The 22,669-nt window shown below is 72.6% G+C and carries 12 protein-coding genes; 8 read left to right on the plus strand and 4 right to left on the minus strand.

Annotated elements, in window-relative coordinates:
* Position 1: 1 nt before the first annotated feature.
* Positions 2-1,756 (minus strand): NAD+ synthase, encoded by a 1,755-nt coding sequence (locus ACIPSC_RS00570; protein ID WP_400821950.1) that lies wholly within the window; start codon positions 1,754-1,756, stop codon positions 2-4.
* A gap of 153 nt (positions 1,757-1,909) precedes the next feature.
* Between ACIPSC_RS00570 and ACIPSC_RS00575 the strand changes: the two genes are divergently transcribed.
* Together ACIPSC_RS00575 and ACIPSC_RS00580 are read left to right on the plus strand one after the other, a co-directional pair.
* Positions 1,910-3,271, plus strand: coding sequence for a glutamine synthetase family protein (locus tag ACIPSC_RS00575; protein WP_395296430.1), 1,362 nt, complete (start codon positions 1,910-1,912; stop codon positions 3,269-3,271).
* Positions 3,272-3,495: 224 nt separating this feature from the next.
* Complete coding sequence (locus tag ACIPSC_RS00580) at positions 3,496-4,815, plus strand: hypothetical protein (protein WP_400821953.1); 1,320 nt, start codon at positions 3,496-3,498, stop codon at positions 4,813-4,815.
* A gap of 171 nt (positions 4,816-4,986) precedes the next feature.
* Here ACIPSC_RS00580 and ACIPSC_RS00585 read toward each other — a convergent pair whose 3' ends face one another.
* Positions 4,987-5,763, minus strand: a complete 777-nt coding sequence (locus ACIPSC_RS00585) for a class E sortase (protein WP_400821955.1) — start codon at positions 5,761-5,763, stop codon at positions 4,987-4,989.
* A gap of 247 nt (positions 5,764-6,010) precedes the next feature.
* On the opposite strand from ACIPSC_RS00585, the gene ACIPSC_RS00590 reads away from it, so the two are divergent.
* Positions 6,011-9,034 carry a bifunctional [glutamine synthetase] adenylyltransferase/[glutamine synthetase]-adenylyl-L-tyrosine phosphorylase gene (locus ACIPSC_RS00590; RefSeq protein WP_400821956.1) on the plus strand — a complete coding sequence of 1,008 codons (3,024 nt, stop codon included), beginning with the start codon at positions 6,011-6,013 and terminating at the stop codon, positions 9,032-9,034.
* Positions 9,035-9,143: 109 nt separating this feature from the next.
* Here the strand turns inward: ACIPSC_RS00590 and ACIPSC_RS00595 are convergent, their stop codons facing one another.
* Positions 9,144-10,106: a phosphatase PAP2 family protein gene (locus ACIPSC_RS00595; RefSeq protein ID WP_400821958.1), complete on the minus strand. Its 963-nt coding sequence runs from the start codon at positions 10,104-10,106 to the stop codon at positions 9,144-9,146.
* A gap of 320 nt (positions 10,107-10,426) precedes the next feature.
* Between ACIPSC_RS00595 and pulA the strand changes: the two genes are divergently transcribed.
* From pulA to ACIPSC_RS00620, 5 genes are all read left to right on the plus strand, one after another.
* Complete coding sequence (pulA, locus tag ACIPSC_RS00600) at positions 10,427-15,928, plus strand: pullulanase-type alpha-1,6-glucosidase (protein ID WP_400821959.1); 5,502 nt, start codon at positions 10,427-10,429, stop codon at positions 15,926-15,928.
* 556 nt (positions 15,929-16,484) lie between these two features.
* Positions 16,485-18,818 (plus strand): M4 family metallopeptidase, encoded by a 2,334-nt coding sequence (locus tag ACIPSC_RS00605; protein WP_400821961.1) that lies wholly within the window; start codon positions 16,485-16,487, stop codon positions 18,816-18,818.
* Positions 18,819-19,055: 237 nt separating this feature from the next.
* Positions 19,056-19,394, plus strand: coding sequence for a P-II family nitrogen regulator (locus ACIPSC_RS00610; RefSeq protein ID WP_238740554.1), 339 nt, complete (start codon positions 19,056-19,058; stop codon positions 19,392-19,394).
* 261 nt (positions 19,395-19,655) lie between these two features.
* The gene (locus ACIPSC_RS00615) at positions 19,656-21,398 is read left to right on the plus strand and encodes a carbohydrate-binding module family 20 domain-containing protein (RefSeq protein WP_400821962.1); all 1,743 of its coding nucleotides are present in this window, start codon (positions 19,656-19,658) and stop codon (positions 21,396-21,398) included.
* Between the two features lie 168 nt (positions 21,399-21,566).
* Positions 21,567-21,788, plus strand: coding sequence for a hypothetical protein (locus ACIPSC_RS00620; RefSeq protein WP_238740547.1), 222 nt, complete (start codon positions 21,567-21,569; stop codon positions 21,786-21,788).
* Between the two features lie 22 nt (positions 21,789-21,810).
* Here the strand turns inward: ACIPSC_RS00620 and ACIPSC_RS00625 are convergent, their stop codons facing one another.
* A complete protein-coding gene (locus tag ACIPSC_RS00625) occupies positions 21,811-22,575 on the minus strand; it encodes an SDR family oxidoreductase (RefSeq protein ID WP_400821963.1) in 765 nt (254 codons plus the stop codon).
* Positions 22,576-22,669 lie beyond the last annotated feature (94 nt).

The raw sequence follows: 22,669 nt of genomic DNA on the forward strand, positions 1-22,669 counted from the left end.
CTCAGCCCCGGCGCCACCGGTTGGTGATCGGGAGGCGGCGGTCCCGGCCGAAGCCCTTCACCGAGATCTTCGGGCCCGGCGGGTACTGCCGCCGCTTGTACTCGGCGGTGTCGACCAGCCGGACGACGCGGTCCACCACGGCCGGGTCGAAGCCGGCGGCCACGATCGCGTCCCGGCCCTGGTCGCCCTCGACGTAGAGGTCGAGGACGGTGTCCAGCAGGTCGTAGTCGGGCAGCGAGTCGGTGTCCTTCTGGTCCGGCCGCAGCTCGGCGGACGGCGGCTTGGTGATGGTGTTCTCCGGGATCGGAGGCACCTCGCCGCGCCGTTCGGCCTCCTCGTTGCGCCAGTTGGCCAGCCGGAAGATCAGCGACTTGTAGACGTCCTTGATCGGGCCGAACGCGCCGACCGAGTCGCCGTAGAGCGTGGAGTAGCCGACCGCGAGCTCGCTCTTGTTGCCGGGCGCGAGCACGATGTGCCCCTCCTGGTTGGAGATCGCCATCAGCAGCGTGCCGCGCAGCCGGGACTGCAGGTTCTCCTCCGCCAGGCCGGTCAGCTCGGTGGCCGCCATGTAGGCGTCGAACATCGGGGCGATCGGCACCGTCCGGAAGTGCAGCCCGGTGCGGCGGGCCAGCTCGGCGGCGTCGTCCCGGGAGTGCTGCGAGGAGTAGCGGCTCGGCATCGAGACGCAGTGGACGTTCTCCGCGCCGATCGCGTCCACCGCGATGGCCGCCACGAGGGCCGAGTCGATGCCGCCGGAGAGGCCGATCAGCACCGAGCGGAAGCCGTTCTTGCGCACGTACGCCTGGGTGCCGGAGACCAGCGCGGCCCAGATCTCGGCCTCGTCGGAGACCCGCGGCGCCACCTCGGCGCGCAGCGGCTCGGCCGGGGCCGGCCGCACCTCGCCGTCCAGTTCCTTGCGGACCAGGTGCAGGCCGTCGCTGAGCAGCAGCCCGTCGGTGTGGTCGCTGCTGGCGGCCGGCAGGTCCAGGTCGAGGACGAGCAGGTGCTCCTCGAACTGGGGGGAGCGGCCCAGCACCTCGCCGTCCGGGGCGACGACGATCGAGTCGCCGTCGAAGACCAGCTCGTCCTGGGCGCCGACCATGTTGACGTACGCCAGCGGGCAGCCCGCCTCGGCGGCGCGGCGGCGGACCAGCTCCAGCCGGACGTCGTCCTTGTTCCGCTCGTACGGGGAGCCGTTGATCACCAGCAGCAGGCCGGCCTCGGCCTCGCGGGCGGCGGTGACCCGGCCGCCGTCCTGCCAGATGTCCTCGCAGATCGCGAGCGCGACGTCCACGCCGTGCAGCCGCAGCACCGGCAGCTGGTCGCCGGGGACGAACCAGCGGTACTCGTCGAAGACGCCGTAGTTGGGCAGGTGGTGCTTGGCGAACCGGGTGACCACCTCGCCCCGGTGCAGCACGGCGGCGCAGTTCTGCGGCGAGCCGGCCGGGCGGCCGAACCGCGGCGAGGCCTGGTCGGAGCGGCCGAGGTAGCCGACCACCACCGGCAGCTCGCCCAGCCCCTCCGCGGCCAGCCGGGCGGCGAGCTCGACCAGCGCGGACCGGGACGCCTCGACGAACGAACGGCGCAGGGCGAGGTCCTCGACCGGGTACCCGGTGAGGGCCATCTCGGGGAAGGCGACCAGCTGGGCGCCGGCCTCGGCGGCCCGCTTGGTCCAGCGCACCACCTCATCGCTGTTGCGTGCGATGTCGCCGACCCAGGGGTCGGTCTGGCTCAGGGCGAGACGGAGATTGGGCATGGCCCCGAGTGTAATCGTCTATCTGACGCAATGTCCCGGGCGGGGGGTCACCACTGCCCCGCGGGGCCGCGATCCGCCATGATGGGGAGCAGTCGCTCCCAGGTGGTTTCCGGGCGTAACACGAACGTAAAGAGCAGAGGTGAGACTGTCCCCATGGGCAAGCAGCAGGAGTTCGTGCTCCGGACGCTCGAAGAGCGTGACATCCGTTTCGTCCGGCTGTGGTTCACCGACGTGCTCGGGTTCCTGAAGTCCGTGGCGGTGGCGCCGGCAGAGCTGGAGCAGGCCTTCGAGGAGGGCATCGGCTTCGACGGCTCGGCGATCGAGGGCTTCGCCCGGGTCTACGAGTCCGACATGATCGCCAAGCCGGATCCGACCACCTTCCAGATCCTGCCCTGGCGATCGGAGACGCCGGGCACGGCCCGGATGTTCTGCGACATCCTGATGCCGGACGGCTCGCCGTCCTTCGCCGACCCGCGCTTCGTGCTCAAGCGCACCCTGGAGAAGGCCTCCGAGCAGGGCTTCACCTTCTACACCCACCCGGAGATCGAGTTCTTCCTGCTGAAGAACCTGCCCGGCGACGGCACCCCGCCGATCCCCGCCGACCAGTCCGGCTACTTCGACCACACCCCGCGCGGCGTGGGCCACGACTTCCGCCGCCAGGCGATCACCATGCTGGAGTCGATGGGCATCTCGGTGGAGTTCTCCCACCACGAGGGCGCCCCCGGGCAGCAGGAGATCGACCTGCGCTACGCCGACGCGCTCTCCACCGCCGACAACATCATGACCTTCCGCCTGGTCATGAAGGAGGTCGCGCTGGAGCAGGGCGTGCACGCCAGCTTCATGCCGAAGCCGTTCTCGGACCACCCCGGCTCCGGCATGCACACCCACCTCTCGCTCTTCGAGGGCGACCGCAACGCCTTCCACGAGTCCGGTGCCGAGTACCAGCTCTCCAAGGTCGGTCGCTCCTTCATCGCCGGCCTGCTGCGGCACGCCGCCGAGACCGCCGCCGTCACCAACCAGTGGGTCAACTCGTACAAGCGGATCTGGGGCGGCTCCCAGCGCACCGCCGGCGCCGGCGGCGAGGCCCCGTCGTACATCTGCTGGGGCCACAACAACCGCTCCGCGCTGATCCGCGTCCCGATGTACAAGCCCGGCAAGCAGGGCTCCACCCGGATCGAGGTCCGCTCGCTCGACACCGGCTGCAACCCCTACCTGGCCTACGCCGTCACCCTGGCGGCCGGCCTCAAGGGCATCGAGGAGGGCTACGAGCTCCCGCCCGGCGCCGACGACGACGTCTGGGCGCTGACCGACTCCGAGCGCCGCGCCCTCGGCATCCAGCCGATGCCGCAGAACCTCGGCGAGGCGATCGACCTGATGCAGCGCAGCGAGCTGGTCGCCGAGACGCTCGGCGAGCACGTGTTCGACTTCTTCCTGCGCAACAAGCGCCAGGAGTGGGAGGAGTACCGCTCCGAGGTGACGCCGTTCGAGCTGCGGAAGAACCTCCAGGTGCTCTGACCGGCCGTCAACTGTCAAGTGGGCCTGCTCCGTTCGGAGTGGGCCCACTGTGCTGTCGTGGGGCCCGGCGGCCGTGGAGGGCGGGGTGGGCGTGCCGGGGGCGGCGTCCCCCGCGCACGCTAATTCGTTAGGCCGATGCGGTTACACCCCAGCGGTGCGCACCGTGAACGGGTGACGGAGGGGCGTATTCAGAAGATCCGTTTTGCGGATCATCCTGGAGCGTCATGCGTACTCGAATCACCACCCTGGTCCTGTCCGGACTGGCCTCGGCCGCCCTCGTGTGGGGCGCGGACGGTACGGCCTTCGCCTCACCCCTCGTCGACCACGGCGCAGCCTCGGAATCCGTGGAGGCCCAGGGCGAGTGGGTCGACAGCCTCCTGCGCCTGGCCGATGAGGACACCGGATCCTCCGTCGGTACCTGGACCTTCAACGGTCGCGGCACCATCCACTCCTCGCCGGTGGTCCGCCCGGCCCATCGGGCCGACACGAGCACCGACACCGAGGCCGACGACGCCTGGGCCGACGGCCTGGCGGGGGAGTCCGCGGAGTCGGTCGAGGGCGACGCCGTCGCGCAGGACGACCTGGCCCGGCTGGGCGAGGACGGCGTCGTGCGCACCCGGCCGGCGGTTTCCTCGGCGCCGGCGCTCGTGACCCCCGAGGGCCGGCCGACCGGTGGCGGCGAGCACGGCGAGCACGGCGAGCACGGCGAGCACGGTCAGCACGGTGATCAGTGCGCCGAGGAGGGGCAGGGCCACAACGGCGGTCACGGGCCGTCCGACTGCGGCTGCCAGCCCGGTGGCCACGGCGGTCACGAGGAGCACGGGGACCACGGTGGTCACGAGGGCCATGGCGGTCACGAGGAGCACGGGGACCACGGTGGTCACGAGGGTCACGGCGGTCACGAGGGCCACGGCGACCAGGGGCAGGGCCAGAACCAGAACCAGGGCCAGAGCAACGGCCAGAACCAGGGCCAGGGCCAGCTGCAGGGTCAGGGCCAGGAACAGGGCCAGAGCCAGAGCGGCAAGCAGAACCAGGGCCAGGACCAGCACGTCCACGTGACCGTCGTCGTGCAGAACAGCGTCACCAACAACCTCGACAACAGCGCGAACAACATCGCCGCCAGCAGCTCGAACAACTCCGCGCACAACAGCGCGAAGAACGCGGCGCACCAGTCGGCCTCGCAGGACAACAAGCTCTCCAACGCGCAGAGCCAGAAGAACCAGCAGGCCTCGCACAACGTGAACAAGACCAGCCTCGTCGGGCAGGCGGGCAAGCCGTCCAAGGCGGTTCACCACGGCGGCGGCGAGCACGGCGGCAAGCCCGCGCACCACGCCTCCGGCCAGGAGCACCAGACCGGGTACCACGGCGGCGGCAAGGACCACCAGTCCAAGCCGCACGGCAAGGACACGGAGCACAAGCCGGGGCACCACCACGGCGAGCTCGCCGAGACGGGCTCCCAGGGGATGCCGATCATGCTCGGCCTCTCGGCCGCGCTGCTCGCGGCGGGCGCGGCGGCGATGCGGCTCGGCCGGCGGCGTGCATGACCGCACCCGTTCCCCGGGACGCCGGGTAGCGGCGCACGGGCCGCACTGCGCGGTCGTCCGGCGGGGTGCCGTCCCGGCCGTTCAACGGCCGGGACGGCAGGACGGGGACGGGGCGCACCGCGCGCCCGCCCGTCGGCCGGCTTCCACCGCCCGCCCCGGCGAGGGGCCTCGCTAGCGCAGCTCGGGCGGCGGCGTACGGGCGGCGTCCACCGGCTGCTCCCGGACCAGGCTGCCCCAGACGGCCATCCGGTGGAGCGAGGTGTAGACCGGCGTACAGGTCGTCAGGGTGATGTAGCGGCCCGGCCCGGTGTAGGGGGAGCCGGTGGGCACCGGGGCGATGACGCCGGTGTCGTCCTTGGAGGTCTTCGGCAGCGTGGCGTCGACGCGGTACACGTACCAGCGGTCGCGGGTCTCCACGACCAGTGGGTCGCCCGGCTTCAGCACGTCCAGGTCGTGGAACTTCGCGCCGTGGCCGTCCCGGTGGGCGGCCAGGGCGAAGTTCCCCCGGGGCTCCCAGGGCATCGCGGCGGCGTACGGCTCCGTGTAGGCGCCGGCGACGCCCTCCGCGAGGGTCTTCTCGTCGGTGCCGGTCTTGATCAGCACCTGGTAGCCGGCGCCCATCGCAGGCACGTGCAGGAACCCGATGCCGTCGTCCTCCCCGAACGGGGCCGGGGCGGCGGTGTCCGTGCTTCCGGTCGGTGCCGCCGCCGGTGGTGCCGGTGGTGCAGCCGGTGCCGTCGGGGCCGCCGCCGACCAGCGCTGGCGCAGGTGCTCGGCGGCGAGATCGGCGTGCCGGGCGGCCGTGAGGTTCGTCCACCACAGCGAGTGGACGACCAGCAGGGCGAGCAGCACGCCCACGGTGAACAGCAGGTCGCCGAGCGCGCCGACCGCGGCCCGGAGCAGGCGCCGGCGCGGGGCTCGCGCCGCGGACGGGTGCGCGGTCGCCATGGGCTGTCCTTCGCTGGGGGACGGGGGAGAGGGCGTCGGCCGGGGGCGGGCGCGGTCCGCGCGGCGCAGCGGCGGGCACACCCCGCCCGAGACGTCCGGGCCGGTCATGGGCGTACTTCACCGCGTCCCCGGACGGGCGGGCAAGCCGACACGCCACACCGGTGGCCGGGCGGGGTCCGGTCCGCGGTCATGCCCGGCGCGGCGCGGTGGGGGCGCGTAATCTGCTGAACGGAGGGATGGAGGGGCCATGGCGGTGGAGGAGCAGCGGGCCGGGAGCCGGGTGAGCCGGCCCGAGATCAGGCTGGTCCGGCGCGGGTTCACCGACCCGGCGCAGGCCGTCCGGCTGCTCGCCGGGCCCGGCCTGGAGGGCCTGGCCGACGACCCGGTGCTGCTCGACGCGCTCGGCGCCACCGCCGACCCGGACCTCGCCCTGCTCGGCCTGGCCCGCCTGCTGGAGGCCGCGGACGAGGCGGACCGGCACACCCTGCGCGACACCCTGACCACCTCCAAGCCGCTGCGCGACCGGCTGCTCGGCGTGCTCGGCGCGTCCACCGCGCTCGCCGACCACCTGGCCCGGCACCCGCACGACTGGCACGCCCTGGTCACCTTCGAGCTGCGCGACATGCACCCCGGCCCGGACGACTTCCTGCGCGCGCTGCAACAGGCCGTCCGGGCGGACGGCACGGCCGGCCCGGCGGACGCCCTGCGGGTCGCCTACCGCCGCTGCCTGCTGGCGATCGCCGCCCGCGACCTCACCGGCACCACCGACCTGGCGCAGACCGCCGCCGAGCTCGCCGACCTGGCCGGCGCCACCCTGCAGACCGCCCTGGACCTCGCGGCCGAGCAGGACCCGGAGGCCGCCCGGGCCTGCCGGCTGGCCGTCATCGGCATGGGCAAGTGCGGCGGCCGCGAGCTCAACTACGTCTCCGACGTGGACGTCATCTTCGTCGCCGAGCCGCAGGAGGGCGCCGACGAGCACGAGGCGCTCAAGGCCGCCACCCGGCTCGCCGCCGCGCTCACCCGGCTCTGCGCCGACACCACCGGCGAGGGCACCATCTGGCCGGTCGACGCCAACCTGCGGCCCGAGGGGCGCAACGGCCCGCTGGTGCGCACCCTCGCCAGCCACACCGCGTACTACCAGCGCTGGGCCAAGACCTGGGAGTTCCAGGCCCTGCTCAAGGCCCGCCCGGTGGCCGGCGACGCCGAGCTGGGCGCCGCCTACCTCGCCGCGCTGGAGCCGATGGTCTGGCAGGCCGCGGCCCGGGAGAACTTCGTCGCCGACGTGCAGCAGATGCGCCGCCGGGTGATCGACTCCATCCCGGTCACCGAGCTGGACCGCCAGCTCAAGCTCGGCCCGGGCGGGCTGCGGGACGTCGAGTTCTCCGTCCAGCTGCTCCAGCTGGTGCACGGGCGCACCGATCCGGCGCTGCGCAGCGGCAACACCCTGGAGGCGCTGGCCGCACTCTCCCGGGGCGGGTACGTCGGCCGGGCCGACGCCGCGTCGCTGGAAGCCGCCTACCGCTTCCTGCGCTCGATGGAGCACCGGATCCAGCTGCACCGGCTGCGCCGCACCCACCTGATGCCCACCGGCGAGGAGGACCAGCGCCGGCTGGCCCGCTCGCTCGCCCCGCTGATCAACGACGACACCCGGGCCGACCCGGTGGCCGCGTTGCAGCGGGAGTGGAAGCGGCACGCCGTCGAGGTCCGCCGGCTGCACGAGAAGCTGTTCTACCGGCCGCTGCTGGACGCCGTCGCCGAGCTGCCGGCCGGCGCGGCCGGCCTCACCCCGGACGCCGCGCGCGCCCGGCTGGAGGCGCTCGGCTACGCCGACCCGGCCGCCGCGCTGCGCCACCTCACCGCGCTCGCCTCCGGCGTCAGCCGCAAGGCCGCCATCCAGCGGACGCTGCTGCCGGTGCTGCTCGGCTGGTTCGCCGACTCGGCAGACCCGGACGCCGGGCTGCTCAACTTCCGCCAGGTGTCCGACGCGCTCGGCCGCACCCCCTGGTACCTGCGGCTGCTGCGGGACGAGAGCGCCGCCGCCGAGCAGCTGGCCCGGGTGCTCTCGGCCGGCCGGCTCGCCCCCGACCTGTTGCTGCGGGCGCCCGAGGCGGTGGCCATGCTGGGTGACCCGCAGGGGCTGGTGCCGCGCGGCCGGGCCGCGCTGGAGCAGGAGATACTGGCCGCCGTCGGCCGGGCCGACTCCACCGGCGCGGGGGTCGCCGCGGCCCGCTCGGTGCGCCGGCGCGAGCTGTTCCGGACCGCGGCCGCGGACGTGCTCGGCCGGCTGGGCGACGACCCCGCCGAGGCCCTGGACGCCGCGGGGGAGGCGCTCACCGCGCTGAACGCCGCCACCCTGCAGGGGTCGCTGCGGGCCTGCATCGCCGGCTGGGAGGCCGAGCACGGTGGCCTGCCGACCAGGATCGCGGTGATCGCGATGGGCAGGTTCGGCGGCCGCGAGCTCGGCTACGGCTCGGACGCGGACGTGCTCTTCGTCCACGAGCCGCTGCTCGGCTCGCTGGAGCAGGACGCCGCCCGGGCCGCCCAGGCCGTCTGCCACGAGCTGCGCACGCTGCTGGCCGCGCCGTCCACCGAGCCGCCGCTGCTGGTCGACGCCGACCTGCGGCCGGAGGGCCGCAACGGTCCGCTGGTGCGCACCCTCGCCTCGTACACGGCGTACTACCGGCGCTGGTCGCACGCCTGGGAGAGCCAGGCGCTGCTGCGGGCCGAGCCGGTGGCCGGGGACGAGGACCTGGGGGCGCGGTTCCGGCAGCTGATCGACCCGCTGCGGTACCCCGGTGTCGGGGTGCCGGAGCGGGACCTGATGGAGATCCGCCGGATCAAGGCCCGGATCGAGGCCGAGCGGCTGCCGCGGGGGGCCGACCCGACCACCCACACCAAGATCGGCCGGGGCGGACTGGCGGACGTCGAGTGGACCGTCCAGCTGATCCAGCTCCAGCACGGGCACGAGCTGCCGGCCCTGCGCACCACCCGGACCAGGGCCGCGCTGGCGGCCGCCGCCGAGGCCGGGCTGGTGGACGAGGAGGACGCGGCGGTGCTGGACACCGCCTGGGTGCTGGCCTCACGGGTGCGGTCCGCGGTGATGCTGGTGCGCGGCCGGCCGGGGGACAGCTTCCCCGCGGACGCCCGCGAGCTGGCCGGGGTGGCGCGCTACCTCGGCTACGGCGCCGGGCACAGCGGCGAGCTGGTGGACGACTACCGGCGGGCCACCCGGCGGGCCCGGGCGGTGGTGGAGCGGCTGTTCTACGGCTGAGGGCCTGCCGGTGCGCGCCCGGGGCGCTGAGCGGGGGAGGACGCGAAGAGGGCCCGATGAGTGGTCACCGGGCCCTCTTCGGGCGTATTCGGGTGGTGCCGTACGGCGGTCAGCGTCGGGCGGTGCTCACGGCCGGCTCGCTCCACTGCTCCGGCACGGTGATCGGCTCCTCCGGCGTCTCCCGGGCGGGCACCCTGGGCAGTTTGTAGACCGAGGAGTGGTAGAGCCAGCGGGCGGTGAGGAAGCCGACCAGGAGGCAGACCAGGCCGCCGACCGCGTCCATCCAGAAGTGGTTCGCGGTTGAGACGATGACCACCAGGGTGGCGGCCGGGTAGAGCAGGCCGAGCACCCGGACCCACGTGCGGCGGGCCAGGAAGAAGAGGGTCAGGCCGCACCACATCGACCAGCCGATGTGCATCGAGGGCATCGCCGCGAACTGGTTGGAGACGTGCGTGGCCGGGCCGGAGGCCATCGAGCCCCAGGTGCCGTGCGTCTTCACGGTGTCGATGAAGCCGCCGTCCGTCATCAGCCGGGGCGGGGCCAGCGGGAAGAAGTAGAAGCCGACCAGGGCGATGCCGGTGGTGACGAACAGCACGGTGCGGACCCCGACGTAGCGGCCCGGGTGGCGTCGGTAGAGCCAGACCAGGACGCCGATGGTGACGACGAAGTGCAGCGTCGCGTAGTAGTAGTTCATCCCGGTGATGAGCCAGCCGATGCCGTCCATCGCGTGGTTGACCGAGTGCTCGAACGCGACGCCCAGGCTGTGCTCGAAGTCCCAGATCCAGGAGGCGTGCTTCTGGGCTATCGCCTCCTGCTCGGGCACCGCGTTGCGGACGAGGGAGTAGAGCCAGTAGCTGATGCCGATCAGCGCCAGCTCGAACCAGATCCGTGGCCGGGCCGGCGAGCGGCGCTGGTCGCGGACACGGCTGCGCAGGGCGGCCGAGCGGGACTGGGCGACCCGGGTGGCTCCGTCGGGCATCCGGCCGGGTCCGGCCGGGGCCGGCGCGGGAGTGCCGGGTGCCGCGTCGGTGTGTTCGGCGCCGGGCTGCTGGATGTCGGTCGGTTCCCCCATGGACGAGAAGTCTGCCAGACGTCCCGTAGCCGTCTGCTCATCCTGCGGAAGTGGATTCTTCACCGGCTGTCCCCCTTGAGGGCTAGGGGGTCTCTCCCACCGGGGTAGGGGGTGCGGATGGGTCTGGTGCGAACCGGTGGGACGGGCATAGCTCCCATTGTCACGCCGGGCGGATCGGCGGGCGCAATCGGGGGTCGGGAACCGGTACGAGGAGCGTATTTTCCCTGCGCGAAACCGTTTCTGCATCTTGCTGAAACAGATTGCAGCCCGCTAGCGTCCTCGCAACTCGATCACCCCTTTCCCCCGCAAGGGAGCCCTCCGTGGCCGATGTCACGCCCCGCCGCCGGCGGAGCACCACCCGCAGACCCGGCCGGACGGCGGTGCTGCTCGCCGCCTCGCTGATGGCCGCCACCCTCGGCACCGCCCCGGCCGCGTTCGCCGCCGCCCCGCCCGCACCCCCCTCGGACGCCGCGCTGGCCGCCACCGGCGGGCGGCACGACCTCACCCGCGAGCAGTTCTACTTCGTGCTGCCGGACCGCTTCGCCAACGGCGACCGGGGCAACGACACCGGCGGCATCACCGGCAGCCGGCTGGAGCACGGCCTCGACCCCGCGGACAAGGGCTTCTACCACGGCGGCGACCTCGCCGGCCTGATCCAGCGGCTCGACTACATCCAGAACCTCGGCACCACCGCGATCTGGATGGCCCCGATCTTCAAGAACAAGCCGGTCCAGGGCGCGGGCCCGGACGCCTCCGCCGGGTACCACGGCTACTGGATCACCGACTTCACCCAGGTCGACCCGCACTTCGGCACCAACGAGCAGCTCAAGGAGCTGATAGCCGAGGCGCACGCGCGCGGGATCAAGGTCTTCTTCGACGTCATCACCAACCACACCGCCGACGTCATCGACTACCAGCAGAAGCAGTACGGCTACCGGAGCACCGGCGCCTACCCGGTGCTGGACGCCGACGGCCGGCCGGTGGACGAGACCGCGCTCGCCGACGCACGGGCCGCCTGGCCGAAGCTGACCAAGGACTCGTTCCCGTACAGCCCGGTCTTCCGCAACCCGGCCGACGCCACCGCCAAGACCCCGGCCTGGCTCAACGACCCCGCCCTCTACCACAACCGCGGCGACTCGACCTTCGCCGGCGAGTCCGCCACCGAGGGCGACTTCTCCGGCCTGGACGACCTCGACACCCAGAACCCGCGGGTGGTGCAGGGCTTCGAGAAGGTCTACCAGCAGTGGGTCAAGGACGCCGGCGTGGACGGCTTCCGGATCGACACCGTCAAGCACGTCAACATGGCCTTCTGGCAGCAGTGGGCGCCGGCGCTGAAGGACTTCGCCGCCAAGCAGGGCAACAAGCGGTTCTTCATGTTCGGCGAGGTCTACTCCGGCGACCCGGCGATCACCTCGCCGTACGTCACCAAGGGCAGGCTGCAGGCCACGCTGGACTTCCCGTTCCAGAACGCCGCCCGCTCCTACGTCTCGCAGGGCGGCTCGGCGAAGGCCCTCGCCGACGTGTACGGCCAGGACTACCGCTACACCACCGCCGACACCGACGCGTACGAGCTGCCGACCTTCCTCGGCAACCACGACATGGGCCGCTTCGGCTCCTTCCTGCTGAGCGACAACCCCGGCGCCGACGACGCCACCCTGCTGAAGAAGGACCGGCTCGGCACCGAGCTGCAGTTCCTCACCCGTGGCCAGCCCGTCGTCTACTACGGCGACGAGCAGGGCTTCACCGGCGCGGGCGGCGACAAGGACGCCCGGCAGGACCTCTTCGCCTCGCAGACCCCCTCGTACAACACCGACCGGGTGCTCGGCGGAACCGCCGGCTCCGCCGACCGCTACGGGCAGGGCGGCGCGCTCTACCAGGGCATCGCCGGGCTGGCCCAACTCCGCCGCGACCACCCGGCGCTCGCCGACGGCGCCCAGATCGAGCGGTACGCCGCCGACGGCGCGGGCGTGTACGCCTTCTCCCGGATCGACGCCGGCCAGCAGGTCGAGTACCTGGTCGCGGTGAACAACGCGACCGGGGCGAAGACCGTCACCCTGGACACCTTCGCCGCCGGGCAGGGCTTCGACCGGATCTACCCGGCCGCGGGCGAGAAGCTGACCAGCGGCGCGGACCGCAAGGTGACCGTGACCGTGCCCGCGCTCTCCTCGGTGGTCTTCAAGGCCACCGGCCGGCTGGCCCCGGTCGCGGCCGCGCCGGGGCTGGCGCTCCGGCCGCCGGCCGACGGCAGCAGCGGCACCGTCACCGTCGGCGCCGACGTCGACGGGGGCGGCTTCAACCGGGTCAGCTTCGCCGCCCAGGTCGGCACCGGGCCGTGGCAGACCCTCGGCACCGCCGACAACGGCGTCTACCGGGTCACCCAGGACCTCGGCGCCGTGGCGCCCGGCACCGTCGTCCGCTACAAGGCCGTGGTCCAGGACTCCAGCGGCCACCTGCGCTCGGCCACCGCGAGCTTCACCACCGGCGCCCCCGCACCCAAGCCGGTGCCCAGCGCGGCCGCCCGCCCCTACGCCGTCGTGCACTACCAGCGCCGGAGCGGCGACTACGACGGCTGGAACCTCTACGCCTGGGGCGACATCGCCGACGGCGAGGGGACCCAGTGGCCGGCCGGGCACGGCTTCACCGGCCGCGACGCCTACGGCGCCTTCGCCTACGTCAAGCTCAAGCCCGGCGCCTCGGACGTCGGCTTCATCGTGGAGAAGGACGGCGCCAAGGACGTGGACGCCGACCGCCACATCGACGTCGGCGCGACCGGCGAGATCTGGCTCAAGGAGGGCGACCCGACCGTCCGGACCGCCAACCCCGGACCGGTCGACACCCCGCCCGCCGGCACCGCCGTCATCCACTACAACCGCCCCGACGGCGACTACGACGGCTGGGGCCTGCACGACTGGACCGGTGCCGCCCACCCCACCGACTGGGGCAGCCCGCTGATGCCGGTGCGCCGCGACGCCTTCGGCGCGGTCTTCGAGGTGCCGCTCGCGCCCGGCGCGACCAGCCTCAGCTACATCCTGCACCGGGGCAACGACAAGGACCTGCCGAACGACCAGTCGCTGGACCTCGCCGCCACCGGCCGCGAGGTCTGGATCCTCGGCGGCCGGGAGGGCTACCTGCTGCCGCAGACCGCGGCCGCCTCCTCCCAGGTGGACCTCGGCTCGGCCAAGGCGCAGTGGATCGACGCCCGCACGGTGGTCGTCCCGGCCGGCTACGGCGCCGGCGACGCCGCCCTGGCCGGCGGCACCAGCGCCCAGCTGGTCTACGACCCCGAGGGCGGCATCACGGCCGACAAGGGCGTGCTGAGCAAGGCCGGGCAGTGGATCCGGCTCACCCCCGTCCAGGGCGGGCTGACCGACGCGCAGAAGGCGAAGTTCCCGCACCTGGCGGGCTACCGGGCCTTCACCGTGGACCAGCGGGACGCCGGGCGCGTCGCGCAGGCGCTCCGCGGCCAGCTGCTCTTCACCGAGCACCTGCCGAGCGGTGCCGCGCTGGCCGCCACCGGGGTGCAGATCCCCGGCGTCCTGGACGACCTGTACGCGCGCCGCACGGGCCGGGTGGACTTCGGGCCGGCGTACTACAACGGCAAGGTGGCGCTCTCGGTCTGGGCGCCCACCGCGCAGGAGGTCTCCGTCCAGCTCTTCGACGGGCCGGACGGCGGCACCCCGAAGACCGTGCCGATGAAGCTGGACGACGAGACCGGTGTCTGGGAACTCGTCCGGGACAAGGCCGAGCTGGACGGCAAGTACTACCTGTACCAGGTGAAGGTCTGGGCCCCGTCGGTGCAGCGCACGGTGGTCAACACGGTGACCGACCCGTACTCGGTGGCGCTCTCCGCCGACTCGCGGCGGAGCCTGGTCACCGACCTCGCCTCCGCGGCGCTGAAGCCGCAGGGCTGGGACGACCACGCCGTCCCGAAGGCCGTCCCGCCCGCCCGCGAGCAGATCCAGGAGCTGCACGTCCGCGACTTCTCGGTCGAGGACGCCACCGTGCCGGCCGCCGAGCGGGGCACCTACCTGGCCTTCACCGAGTCGCAGTCGGCCGGCATGAAGCACCTGCGCGAGCTGGCCGGGGCCGGCGTGACCACCGTCCACCTGCTGCCGACCTTCGACATCGCCACCATCCGGGAGAACCGGGCCGAGCAGAAGCTGCCCGCCTGCGACCTCAAGGCGCTGGCGGCGGACAGCGAGAAGCAGCAGGAGTGCGTGGCGGCCGTCGCCGCCCAGGACGCCTACAACTGGGGCTACGACCCGCTGCACTACAACGTGCCGGAGGGCTCGTACGCCACCGATCCGACGGGCACGGCCCGGACGGTGCAGTTCCGGCAGATGGTGCAGGCGATCCACGCGGCCGGGCTGCGGGTGGTGCTGGACGTGGTCTACAACCACACCGCCGCGAGCGGCCAGGCCGAGCACTCGGTGCTGGACAAGGTCGTCCCCGGCTACTACCAGCGGCTCGACGCCAACGGCAAGGTGACGACGGACAGCTGCTGCTCCGACACCGCGCCCGAGCACGCCATGATGAACCGCCTGGTGGTGGACTCGGTGACCACCTGGGCGCGCGAGTACAAGGTGGACGGCTTCCGCTTCGACCTGATGGGGCTGGACCCGAAGTCCACCATGCTGGACGTGCAGGCCGCGCTGCGGCGGATGACGCCGGACTCGGACGGCGTCGACGGGAAGAACGTCCTCCTCTACGGCGAGGGCTGGAACTTCGGCGTCGTCGCGAACAACGCCCGGTTCGAGCAGGCCACCCAGCTCAACATGGCCGGAACCGGCATCGCCACCTTCGACGACCGGATCCGGGACGCGGCACGCGGCGGCAACTTCATGCTCTCCTCCGCCCCGCAGCAGGGCTTCGCCTCGGGCCTGTTCACCGACCCCAACGGCTCGCCCGCCAACGGCAGCCCCGAGGAGCAGCGGGCCCGGCTGCTCAAGCAGATGGACCAGATCAAGGTGGGGCTCACCGGCAACCTGGCCGGCTTCAGCTTCACCGACAGCTCCGGACGGACCGTCACCGGCGCCGGCGTCGACTACAACGGCGCTCCCACCGGCTACGCGGCCAAGCCCGGCGAGGCGGTCGAGTACGTGGACGCGCACGACAACACCGACCTGTTCGACGCGCTGGCCTACAAGCTGCCGGCCGGCACCGCGCCCGCCGACCGGGCCCGGATGCAGGCCCTGGCGCTCTCGCTGACCGCGCTCGGCCAGGGGACCGGCTTCGCCCAGGCCGGCAGCGACCTGCTGCGCTCCAAGTCGCTGGACGCCAACGCCTACGACTCCGGTGACTGGTTCAACGCCATCCACTGGGATCCGGCCGACGGCAACGGCTGGGGCCGCGGCGTGCCGATGGCGGCCGACAACCGGGAGATGTGGCCGGCGGCCAAGTCCCTGCTGGCCAACCCGAAGCTGACGGTCGGCGCCGCCGACATCCGGGCGACGAGCCTGCAGTACCAGGACTTCCTGCGGATCAAGCGGTCCTCGCCGCTGTTCTCGCTGCCCACCCTGGCCGAGGTGCAGCAGCGGCTCTCCTACCCGCTCTCCGGCACGGCCGGCGAGGCGCCCGGGGTGATCACGCTCCACCTGGACGGCGCCGGGCTGGCGGGCGCGGAGAAGGGCGTCACCGTGGTGTTCAACGCCACTCCGGGCGCGCAGAGCCAGACCGTGGCCGGGCTGAAGGGCACCGCGCAGGCGCTGCACCCGGTCCAGGCCGGCGGGGCCGACCCGGTGGTCAAGCAGGCCGGATTCGACCCGTCCAGCGGCACGTTCACGGTGCCCGGCCGCACCGTGGCGGTGTTCGTCCAGCGCTGACGCGGCGCCCGGACCCGGGCCCCGCACCGCCTTCGGGGCGGTGCGGGGCCCGCGCCGTTTTCCGGACCGGGCGGTACACCAAGTGGCCGAAAGTCATTGCTGGCACGGCCGGAACGGTGACGTGCCGCCGCCGTCCGGCGCTTCCGGCCGGGTTTCGGCGCGGGCGGCCGATCCGAGCACTGGTCAGTGACCGCCGGGGGTGGCCGAACGTTCCGGCGAAAATGAAAACGGTCGTCACGAGGTCTCGTGCCTGTAACACAGTCAAGGGGCCCACCGGTATACGGTTTCGATCGCTAATCGGCCAATCAGTGGCATGCATCTGTCATTCATGACGCGTTTGCTGCCACGATTCCTCCGGCTGCAGACGAGGGGGCCCCACCCCCCGGTGCGGCTGTCACAGGTCAGGAACAGCGCGCCCCTTCGGAAATCGTTCCACCCTGCTCCGCAACCGCACCCGCGCCGCACACCGGCGGCGGGGGCCCCCACTGCGCCGCAACCCTGCGGCCAGGTTCTCTCCACCGCACGCGAACCCGCGCCGGTCGGAAAAGGAGTCCGCATGTCCCGCTACACCCAGGCCCGGAAGGCAGCGGTTGTCATGGCCGCCACCACCGCGCTGCTGGTGACCGGCTTCCCGGTCATCGCGCAGGCGGCCACCCCGGACGCGCCGGCGGCCGTCGCCGCCCAGCAGGCCAGCCGTGCCGAGCTGCTCTCCTCGGCGACCCAGCAGTCCGCCTCCCTCGCCCAGACCCTGGGCCTGGGCAGCGAGGAGAAGCTGGTCACCAAGGACGTCGTCCAGGACGCCAGCGGCGCCCGCCACCTGCGCTACGAGCGCACCCTCAACGGCCTGCCGGTGCTCGGCGGCGACCTGGTGGTGCACCAGGCCCCGGGCGGCACGACCACGGGCGTGGACCGCGCCAGCAGCGCGGCACTCACCGGTGTCAGCACCACTCCGAAGCTGGCCGCGCCGGCCGCGCAGTCCGCCGCGCTGGCCGCCGAATCGGGCTCCGCGCTGGAGAGCGCGCCGCGCCTGGTGGTCTGGGCCGCGGACAACAACCCGCGCCTCGCCTGGGAGACGGTCGTCTCCTCGACCGAGTCCGACGGCACCCCGAGCAAGCTGCACGTGGTCACCGACGCGACCTCCGGCCAGGTCATCCAGAAGTTCGAGGGCGTCAAGACCGGCACCGGCAAGGGCGTCTTCGTCGGCAACGTCACCATCGGTACCACCCAGTCGGGTTCGACGTACCAGATGAAGGACGGCGCCCGCGGTGGGATGTACACCACCAACCTGAACCACGGGACCTCCGGCACCGGCACCCTCTACAGCAAGTCCACCGACAGCTGGGGCGACGGCACCGCCGCCAACAGCGAGTCCGCCGCGGTCGACGCCCACTTCGGCGTCGCGGCCACCTGGGACTACTACAAGAACACCTTCGGCCGCAGCGGCATCCGCAACGACGGCGTCGGCGCCTACAGCCGCGTCCACTACGGCCAGAACTACGTGAACGCGTTCTGGGACGACGACTGCTTCTGCATGACCTACGGTGACGGCGACGGCAACACCCACCCGCTCACCGAGCTCGACGTCGCCGGCCACGAGATGAGCCACGGCGTCACCGCCGCCACGGCCAACCTCAACTACTCGGGCGAGTCCGGCGGCCTGAACGAGGCCACCTCGGACATCTTCGGCACCATGGTGGAGTTCTACGCCAACATCCCGACCGACAACCCCGACTACCTCATCGGTGAGTTGATCGACATCAACGGGAACGGCACCCCGCTGCGCTACATGGACAAGCCGTCCAAGGACGGCGCGTCCGCCGACTACTGGTCCTCCACCGTCGGCAACAAGGACGTCCACTACTCCTCGGGCGTCGCCAACCACTTCTTCTACCTGCTGTCCGAGGGCAGCGGCGCGAAGGTCATCAACGGTGTCAGCTACAACTCGCCGACCCAGAACAACATCGCCGTCACCGGCATCGGCCGGGACAAGGCCGCCGCGATCTGGTACCGCGCGCTGACCACCTACATGACCTCCACCACCAACTACGCCGCGGCCCGCACCGCGACGGAGAAGGCGGCCACCGACCTGTACGGCGCGGGCAGCGCCGAGCTCACCGCGGTCGGCACCGCCTGGGCGGGCGTCAACGTCGGCACCGCGCCGAACCCGGGCGGCGTCACCGTCACCAACCCGGGCAACCAGAGCACCAAGGTCGGCACCGCGGTCAACCTGGCCATCAAGGCCGGCGGCGGCACCGCCCCGCTCAGCTACTCGGCCACCGGCCTGCCGGCCGGCCTGTCGATCAACGCCTCCACCGGCGTGATCACCGGCACGCCGACCGCCCTCGGCACCTCCAACGTCACCGTGACCGCCAAGGACGCGGCGAACAAGACCGGGACCACCAGCTTCACCTGGACGGTCACCGACACCACCAGCAACTGCACCCCGGCGCAGCTGCTCGGCAACGCGGGCTTCGAGTCGGGCGCGGCCACGCCGTGGACGGCCACCAGCGGCGTCGTCGACAACAGCTCCTCGCAGGCCGCGCACGGCGGTTCGTGGAAGGCCTGGCTGAACGGCTACGGCTCGACCCACACGGACAGCCTCTCCCAGACGGTCACCATCCCGTCCGGCTGCAAGGCCACCCTCAGCTTCTACCTGCACATCGACACCGGTGAGTCCGGCTCGACCGTGTACGACAAGCTGACCGTGACCGTCAACGGCACCGCGCTGAAGACCTACTCCAACGTGGACGCCGCCGCCGGCTACCAGCTGCGCACCTTCGACCTGTCGGCCTACGCGGGCCAGACCGTCACCCTGAAGTTCAACGGCACCGAGGACTCCTCGCTGCAGACGAGCTTCGTGATCGACGACACCTCGATCGCCACGAGCTGAACCCGGCCGGCAGGACCGGCTGAAACCAGGTGAGACAGGGAGCAGGGCCCGGCAGCACGGCTGCCGGGCCCTGTGTCGTGCGGTCCCCGCCCTCCGGCCGGCTCCTTTCGGCGGCTGCGTGGCGTCCTCCTCGCCCGGCCCGCCGGGACGGCGTACGATCGCGGCGTCCTCGGACACGGCACGACCCGCCCACGCCACCGCCACCGTGCACCCGCACCCGTCCGACAGGGCCTCCGCATGAAGCTGATCACCGCGATCGTCAAGCCGTTCAAGCTGGACGAGGTCAAGAACGCGCTGCAGGCCGTCGGCGTGCACGGACTGACCGTCACCGAGGCCAGCGGGTACGGGCGGCAGCACGGGCACACCGAGGTCTACCGGGGGGCCGAGTACCGGATCGACCTGGTGCCCAAGGCCCGGATCGAGGTGGTGGTGGAGGACGAGGACGCCGAGCGGGTGATCGAGGAGATCGTCCGCGCCGCCCGCACCGGGAAGATCGGCGACGGCAAGGTCTGGTCGGTGCCGGTGGAGACCATCGTCCGCGTCCGCACCGGGGAGCGCGGCCCGGACGCCGTGTAGTTCTCCGGCCTGTCCATGCCCCCGCGGTCGTCCCCGGCCGTCGCCGGTTGACGCCGGTCGCTGGTTGACGCCCGGATCCACGCTCCGGCCGGACCGAAAAGGTCGCACACGAGCTTCCGGAGCTGCAGAAACGTTGCTTCCAAGGCCTTGACGGGTCCCGGTGCCGACCCTAGGTTCAGCGCTGCAAGTTTCCCGCAAGTTTCAGCAAGCTTTCACGCGCGGTACCCCAGGCTGCCCCCACCCCAGCCCCCAGGAGACAACGTGGTCACCACCGCCCCCACCCGCCGGCCTGCCAGAGTGGCCGGCGCGCTGACCGCCTCCGCGGCGCTCGCGCTCTCGCTCACCGCGGCCCTCGGCGCCGCCCCCGCCGCCCAGGCCAGCCCACCGGCGAACGGAAAGGACGTCACGGCGACCCTGTTCGAGTGGCGTTTCGACTCCGTCGCCAAGGCCTGCACCGACACCCTCGGCCCCAAGGGCTACGGCTTCGTCGAGGTCTCGCCGCCCCAGGAGCACATCCAGGGCAGCCAGTGGTGGACCTCGTACCAGCCGGTGAGCTACAAGATAGCCGGGCGCCTCGGCGACCGGACCTCCTTCAAGAACATGATCGACACCTGCCACGCGGCCGGCGTCAAGGTGATCGCCGACTCGGTGGTCAACCACATGTCGGCCGGCTCCGGCACCGGGACCGGCGGCACCGTCTACAGCAAGTACAACTACCCCGGGTACTACCAGGACTGGGACTTCCACTCCTGCCGCACCGCGATCAGCAACTACGGCGACCGCGCCAACGTGCAGAACTGCGAGCTGGTCAACCTCTCCGACCTGGACACCGGCAGCGCCTACGTCCAGCAGACCATCGCGAAGTACCTGGACGACCTGGCCTCGCTCGGCGTCGACGGCTACCGGATCGACGCGGCCAAGCACATCGCCGCCGCCGACCTCGCCGGCATCAAGGCGAAGACGGCCAACCCGAACGCCTTCTGGGTGCAGGAGGTCATCTACGGTGCCGGCGAGCCGGTCCAGCCCTCCGAGTACACCGGCACCGGCGACGTGGACGAGTTCCGCTCCGGCACCTGGCTGAAGAGCGCCTTCCAGGGCGGCCGGATCGCCGACCTCGCGTCCTGGGGCTCGGGGCTGCTGCCCACCGACAAGGCCCGCACCTTCGTCGACAACTGGGACACCGAGCGCAACGGCTCGACCCTGACCTACAAGGACGGCTCCGCCTACACGCTGGCCAACGTCTTCATGCTGGCCCACCCGTACGGCGCGCCCAACGTCTACTCCGGCTACGCCTTCACCGGCCACGACGACGGCCCGCCGAACGGCGGCACCGTCAACGCCTGCTACAGCGACGGCTGGAACTGCACCCACGCCTGGCGGCAGGTGGCCAACATGGTCGGCTTCCGCAACGCGGTGGCGGGCACCGGCATCACCAACTGGTGGTCCAACGGCAACAACGCGATCGCCTTCGGCCGCGGCGGCAAGGGCTTCGTGGCGATCAACCGGGAGTCCGGACCGGTCACCCAGACCTTCCAGACCTCGCTGCCGGCCGGCTCGTACTGCGACGTCCAGCACGGCGACCCGGCCGCGGGCGGCTGCACCGGCGCGTCCTACACGGTCGGTTCGGACGGGCGGTTCACCGCCACCGTCGGTGCGGGCGACGCGGTGGCCCTCTACGTCGGCGCTCCCGGCGGCTCCGGCACCCCGGTGACCGGCGGCGCCTCGTTCGCGGTCAACGCGACCACCGCGTTCGGGCAGAACATCTACGTGGTGGGCAACACCGCCGCGCTCGGCGGCTGGGACACCGGCAAGGCCCTGCTGCTCTCTTCGGCCTCGTACCCGGTCTGGAAGCTGAACGTCTCGATGGCCGCCGGCACCGCCTTCGAGTACAAGTACATCCGCAAGGACGCCTCGGGCGCGGTGACCTGGGAGTCCGGGGCCAACCGGACCGCGACGGTGCCGGCCTCCGGCGCGGTGGCGCTGAACGACACCTGGCGGAACTGACCCCGCCCCGGGGTCGCGCCCCGGGTTCGCGGACCCGGCCCGGCCGACGGCCGCCCCCTGCACACGACGGGGGCGGCCGTCAGCCTGTTGTGCCGGAGGTTCGCTCGGGCGAGTGGCTTCGCGGGGTTCAAACCCCCGGGTCGGGTGAAACGCTGCCAGCATCGCGGCATGAGCACCACCCCCGTCGTCCTCGACATCGAACTCTGCGGCGGCCGCTGGGACGGCCACCGCAAGCGCGTGAACGCCGCCGCCCCGCCGCCCTCCCTGCGGATGGTGCTGCGGGCCGAGCTGCCCGTCACCGAGGCGGGCGAGTACTGGCCGACCACCAGCGTCTACCTGCTCGACGTGGAGGGCGGCCGGCGGCGCTACCGCCACTCGCACGACGACTAGGTCCTGTCCGCGGCCCCGCGCCTCAGCCCCGGCCGATGTACGGCATCGCGGTGGCCATCACGGTGGCGAACTGCACATTGGCCTCCAGCGGAAGCCCGGCCATGTGCCGGACGGTGCGGGCCACGTCGGCGACGTCCATGGTGGGCTCCACCGCGACCCGCCCGTCCGCCTGCCGCACGCCGACGCTCATCGCCGCCGTCATGTCGGTCGCGGCGTTGCCGATGTCGATCTGCCCGCAGGCGATCCGGTACGGGCGGCCGTCCAGCGACAGCGACTTGGTGAGCCCGGTGACGGCGTGCTTGGTCGCGGTGTAGGCGATCGACTGCGGGCGCGGCACGTGCGCCGAGATCGAGCCGTTGTTGATGATCCGGCCGCCCTGCGGGGCCTGGGCCTTCATCTGCCGGAACGCGGCCCGGGCGCAGAGGAACGCCCCGGTCAGGTTGAGGTCGACCACCGCGCGCCACTCGGCGACGTCCAGCTCGTCCACCGGGGTCGGCGCGCCGAAGGTCCCGGCGTTGTTGAACAGCAGGTCGACCCGGCCGAACCGCCCGGCGGCCGCGGCGAAGAGCGCGTCCACCGCCTCCGGGTCGGTGACGTCGGTCGGCACCGCGACCGCGTCCGCGTCCGCGCCCGGAGCGGCCGCCCGGCAGCGGCCGGCGGTCTCGTTCAGCGGCTCCTCGCGCCGCCCGGCGAGCACCAGTCGCCAGCCGGCGGCGGCCAGCTCCACGGCCACGGCGCGGCCCACCCCGCTGCCGGCTCCGGTGACGACGGCGATCTGCTGGGGCATGGCGGTCTCCTCGGACGTGGTGCGGCGGGCGAGCCGATCGTGCCCGATCCGGAGCGGCGCGTCACTGGTGCGAGGGCCCAAACCGTGGCGGCCC

Origin of the sequence: Kitasatospora sp. NPDC090091 (assembly GCF_044747365.1) — a bacterium.
Classification (GTDB): domain Bacteria; phylum Actinomycetota; class Actinomycetes; order Streptomycetales; family Streptomycetaceae; genus Kitasatospora.

What these genes read in the sequence shown, in the direction of transcription:
- ACIPSC_RS00570 (WP_400821950.1), bottom strand. Translation starts at nt 1,756, where the DNA reads ATGCCCAATCTCCGTCTCGCCCTGAGCCAGACCGACCCCTGGGTCGGC.
- ACIPSC_RS00575 (WP_395296430.1), top strand. Translation starts at nt 1,910, where the DNA reads ATGGGCAAGCAGCAGGAGTTCGTGCTCCGGACGCTCGAAGAGCGTGAC.
- ACIPSC_RS00580 (WP_400821953.1), top strand. Translation starts at nt 3,496, where the DNA reads ATGCGTACTCGAATCACCACCCTGGTCCTGTCCGGACTGGCCTCGGCC.
- ACIPSC_RS00585 (WP_400821955.1), bottom strand. Translation starts at nt 5,763, where the DNA reads ATGGCGACCGCGCACCCGTCCGCGGCGCGAGCCCCGCGCCGGCGCCTG.
- ACIPSC_RS00590 (WP_400821956.1), top strand. Translation starts at nt 6,011, where the DNA reads ATGGCGGTGGAGGAGCAGCGGGCCGGGAGCCGGGTGAGCCGGCCCGAG.
- ACIPSC_RS00595 (WP_400821958.1), bottom strand. Translation starts at nt 10,106, where the DNA reads ATGGGGGAACCGACCGACATCCAGCAGCCCGGCGCCGAACACACCGAC.
- ACIPSC_RS00605 (WP_400821961.1), top strand. Translation starts at nt 16,485, where the DNA reads ATGTCCCGCTACACCCAGGCCCGGAAGGCAGCGGTTGTCATGGCCGCC.
- ACIPSC_RS00610 (WP_238740554.1), top strand. Translation starts at nt 19,056, where the DNA reads ATGAAGCTGATCACCGCGATCGTCAAGCCGTTCAAGCTGGACGAGGTC.
- ACIPSC_RS00620 (WP_238740547.1), top strand. Translation starts at nt 21,567, where the DNA reads ATGAGCACCACCCCCGTCGTCCTCGACATCGAACTCTGCGGCGGCCGC.
- ACIPSC_RS00625 (WP_400821963.1), bottom strand. Translation starts at nt 22,575, where the DNA reads ATGCCCCAGCAGATCGCCGTCGTCACCGGAGCCGGCAGCGGGGTGGGC.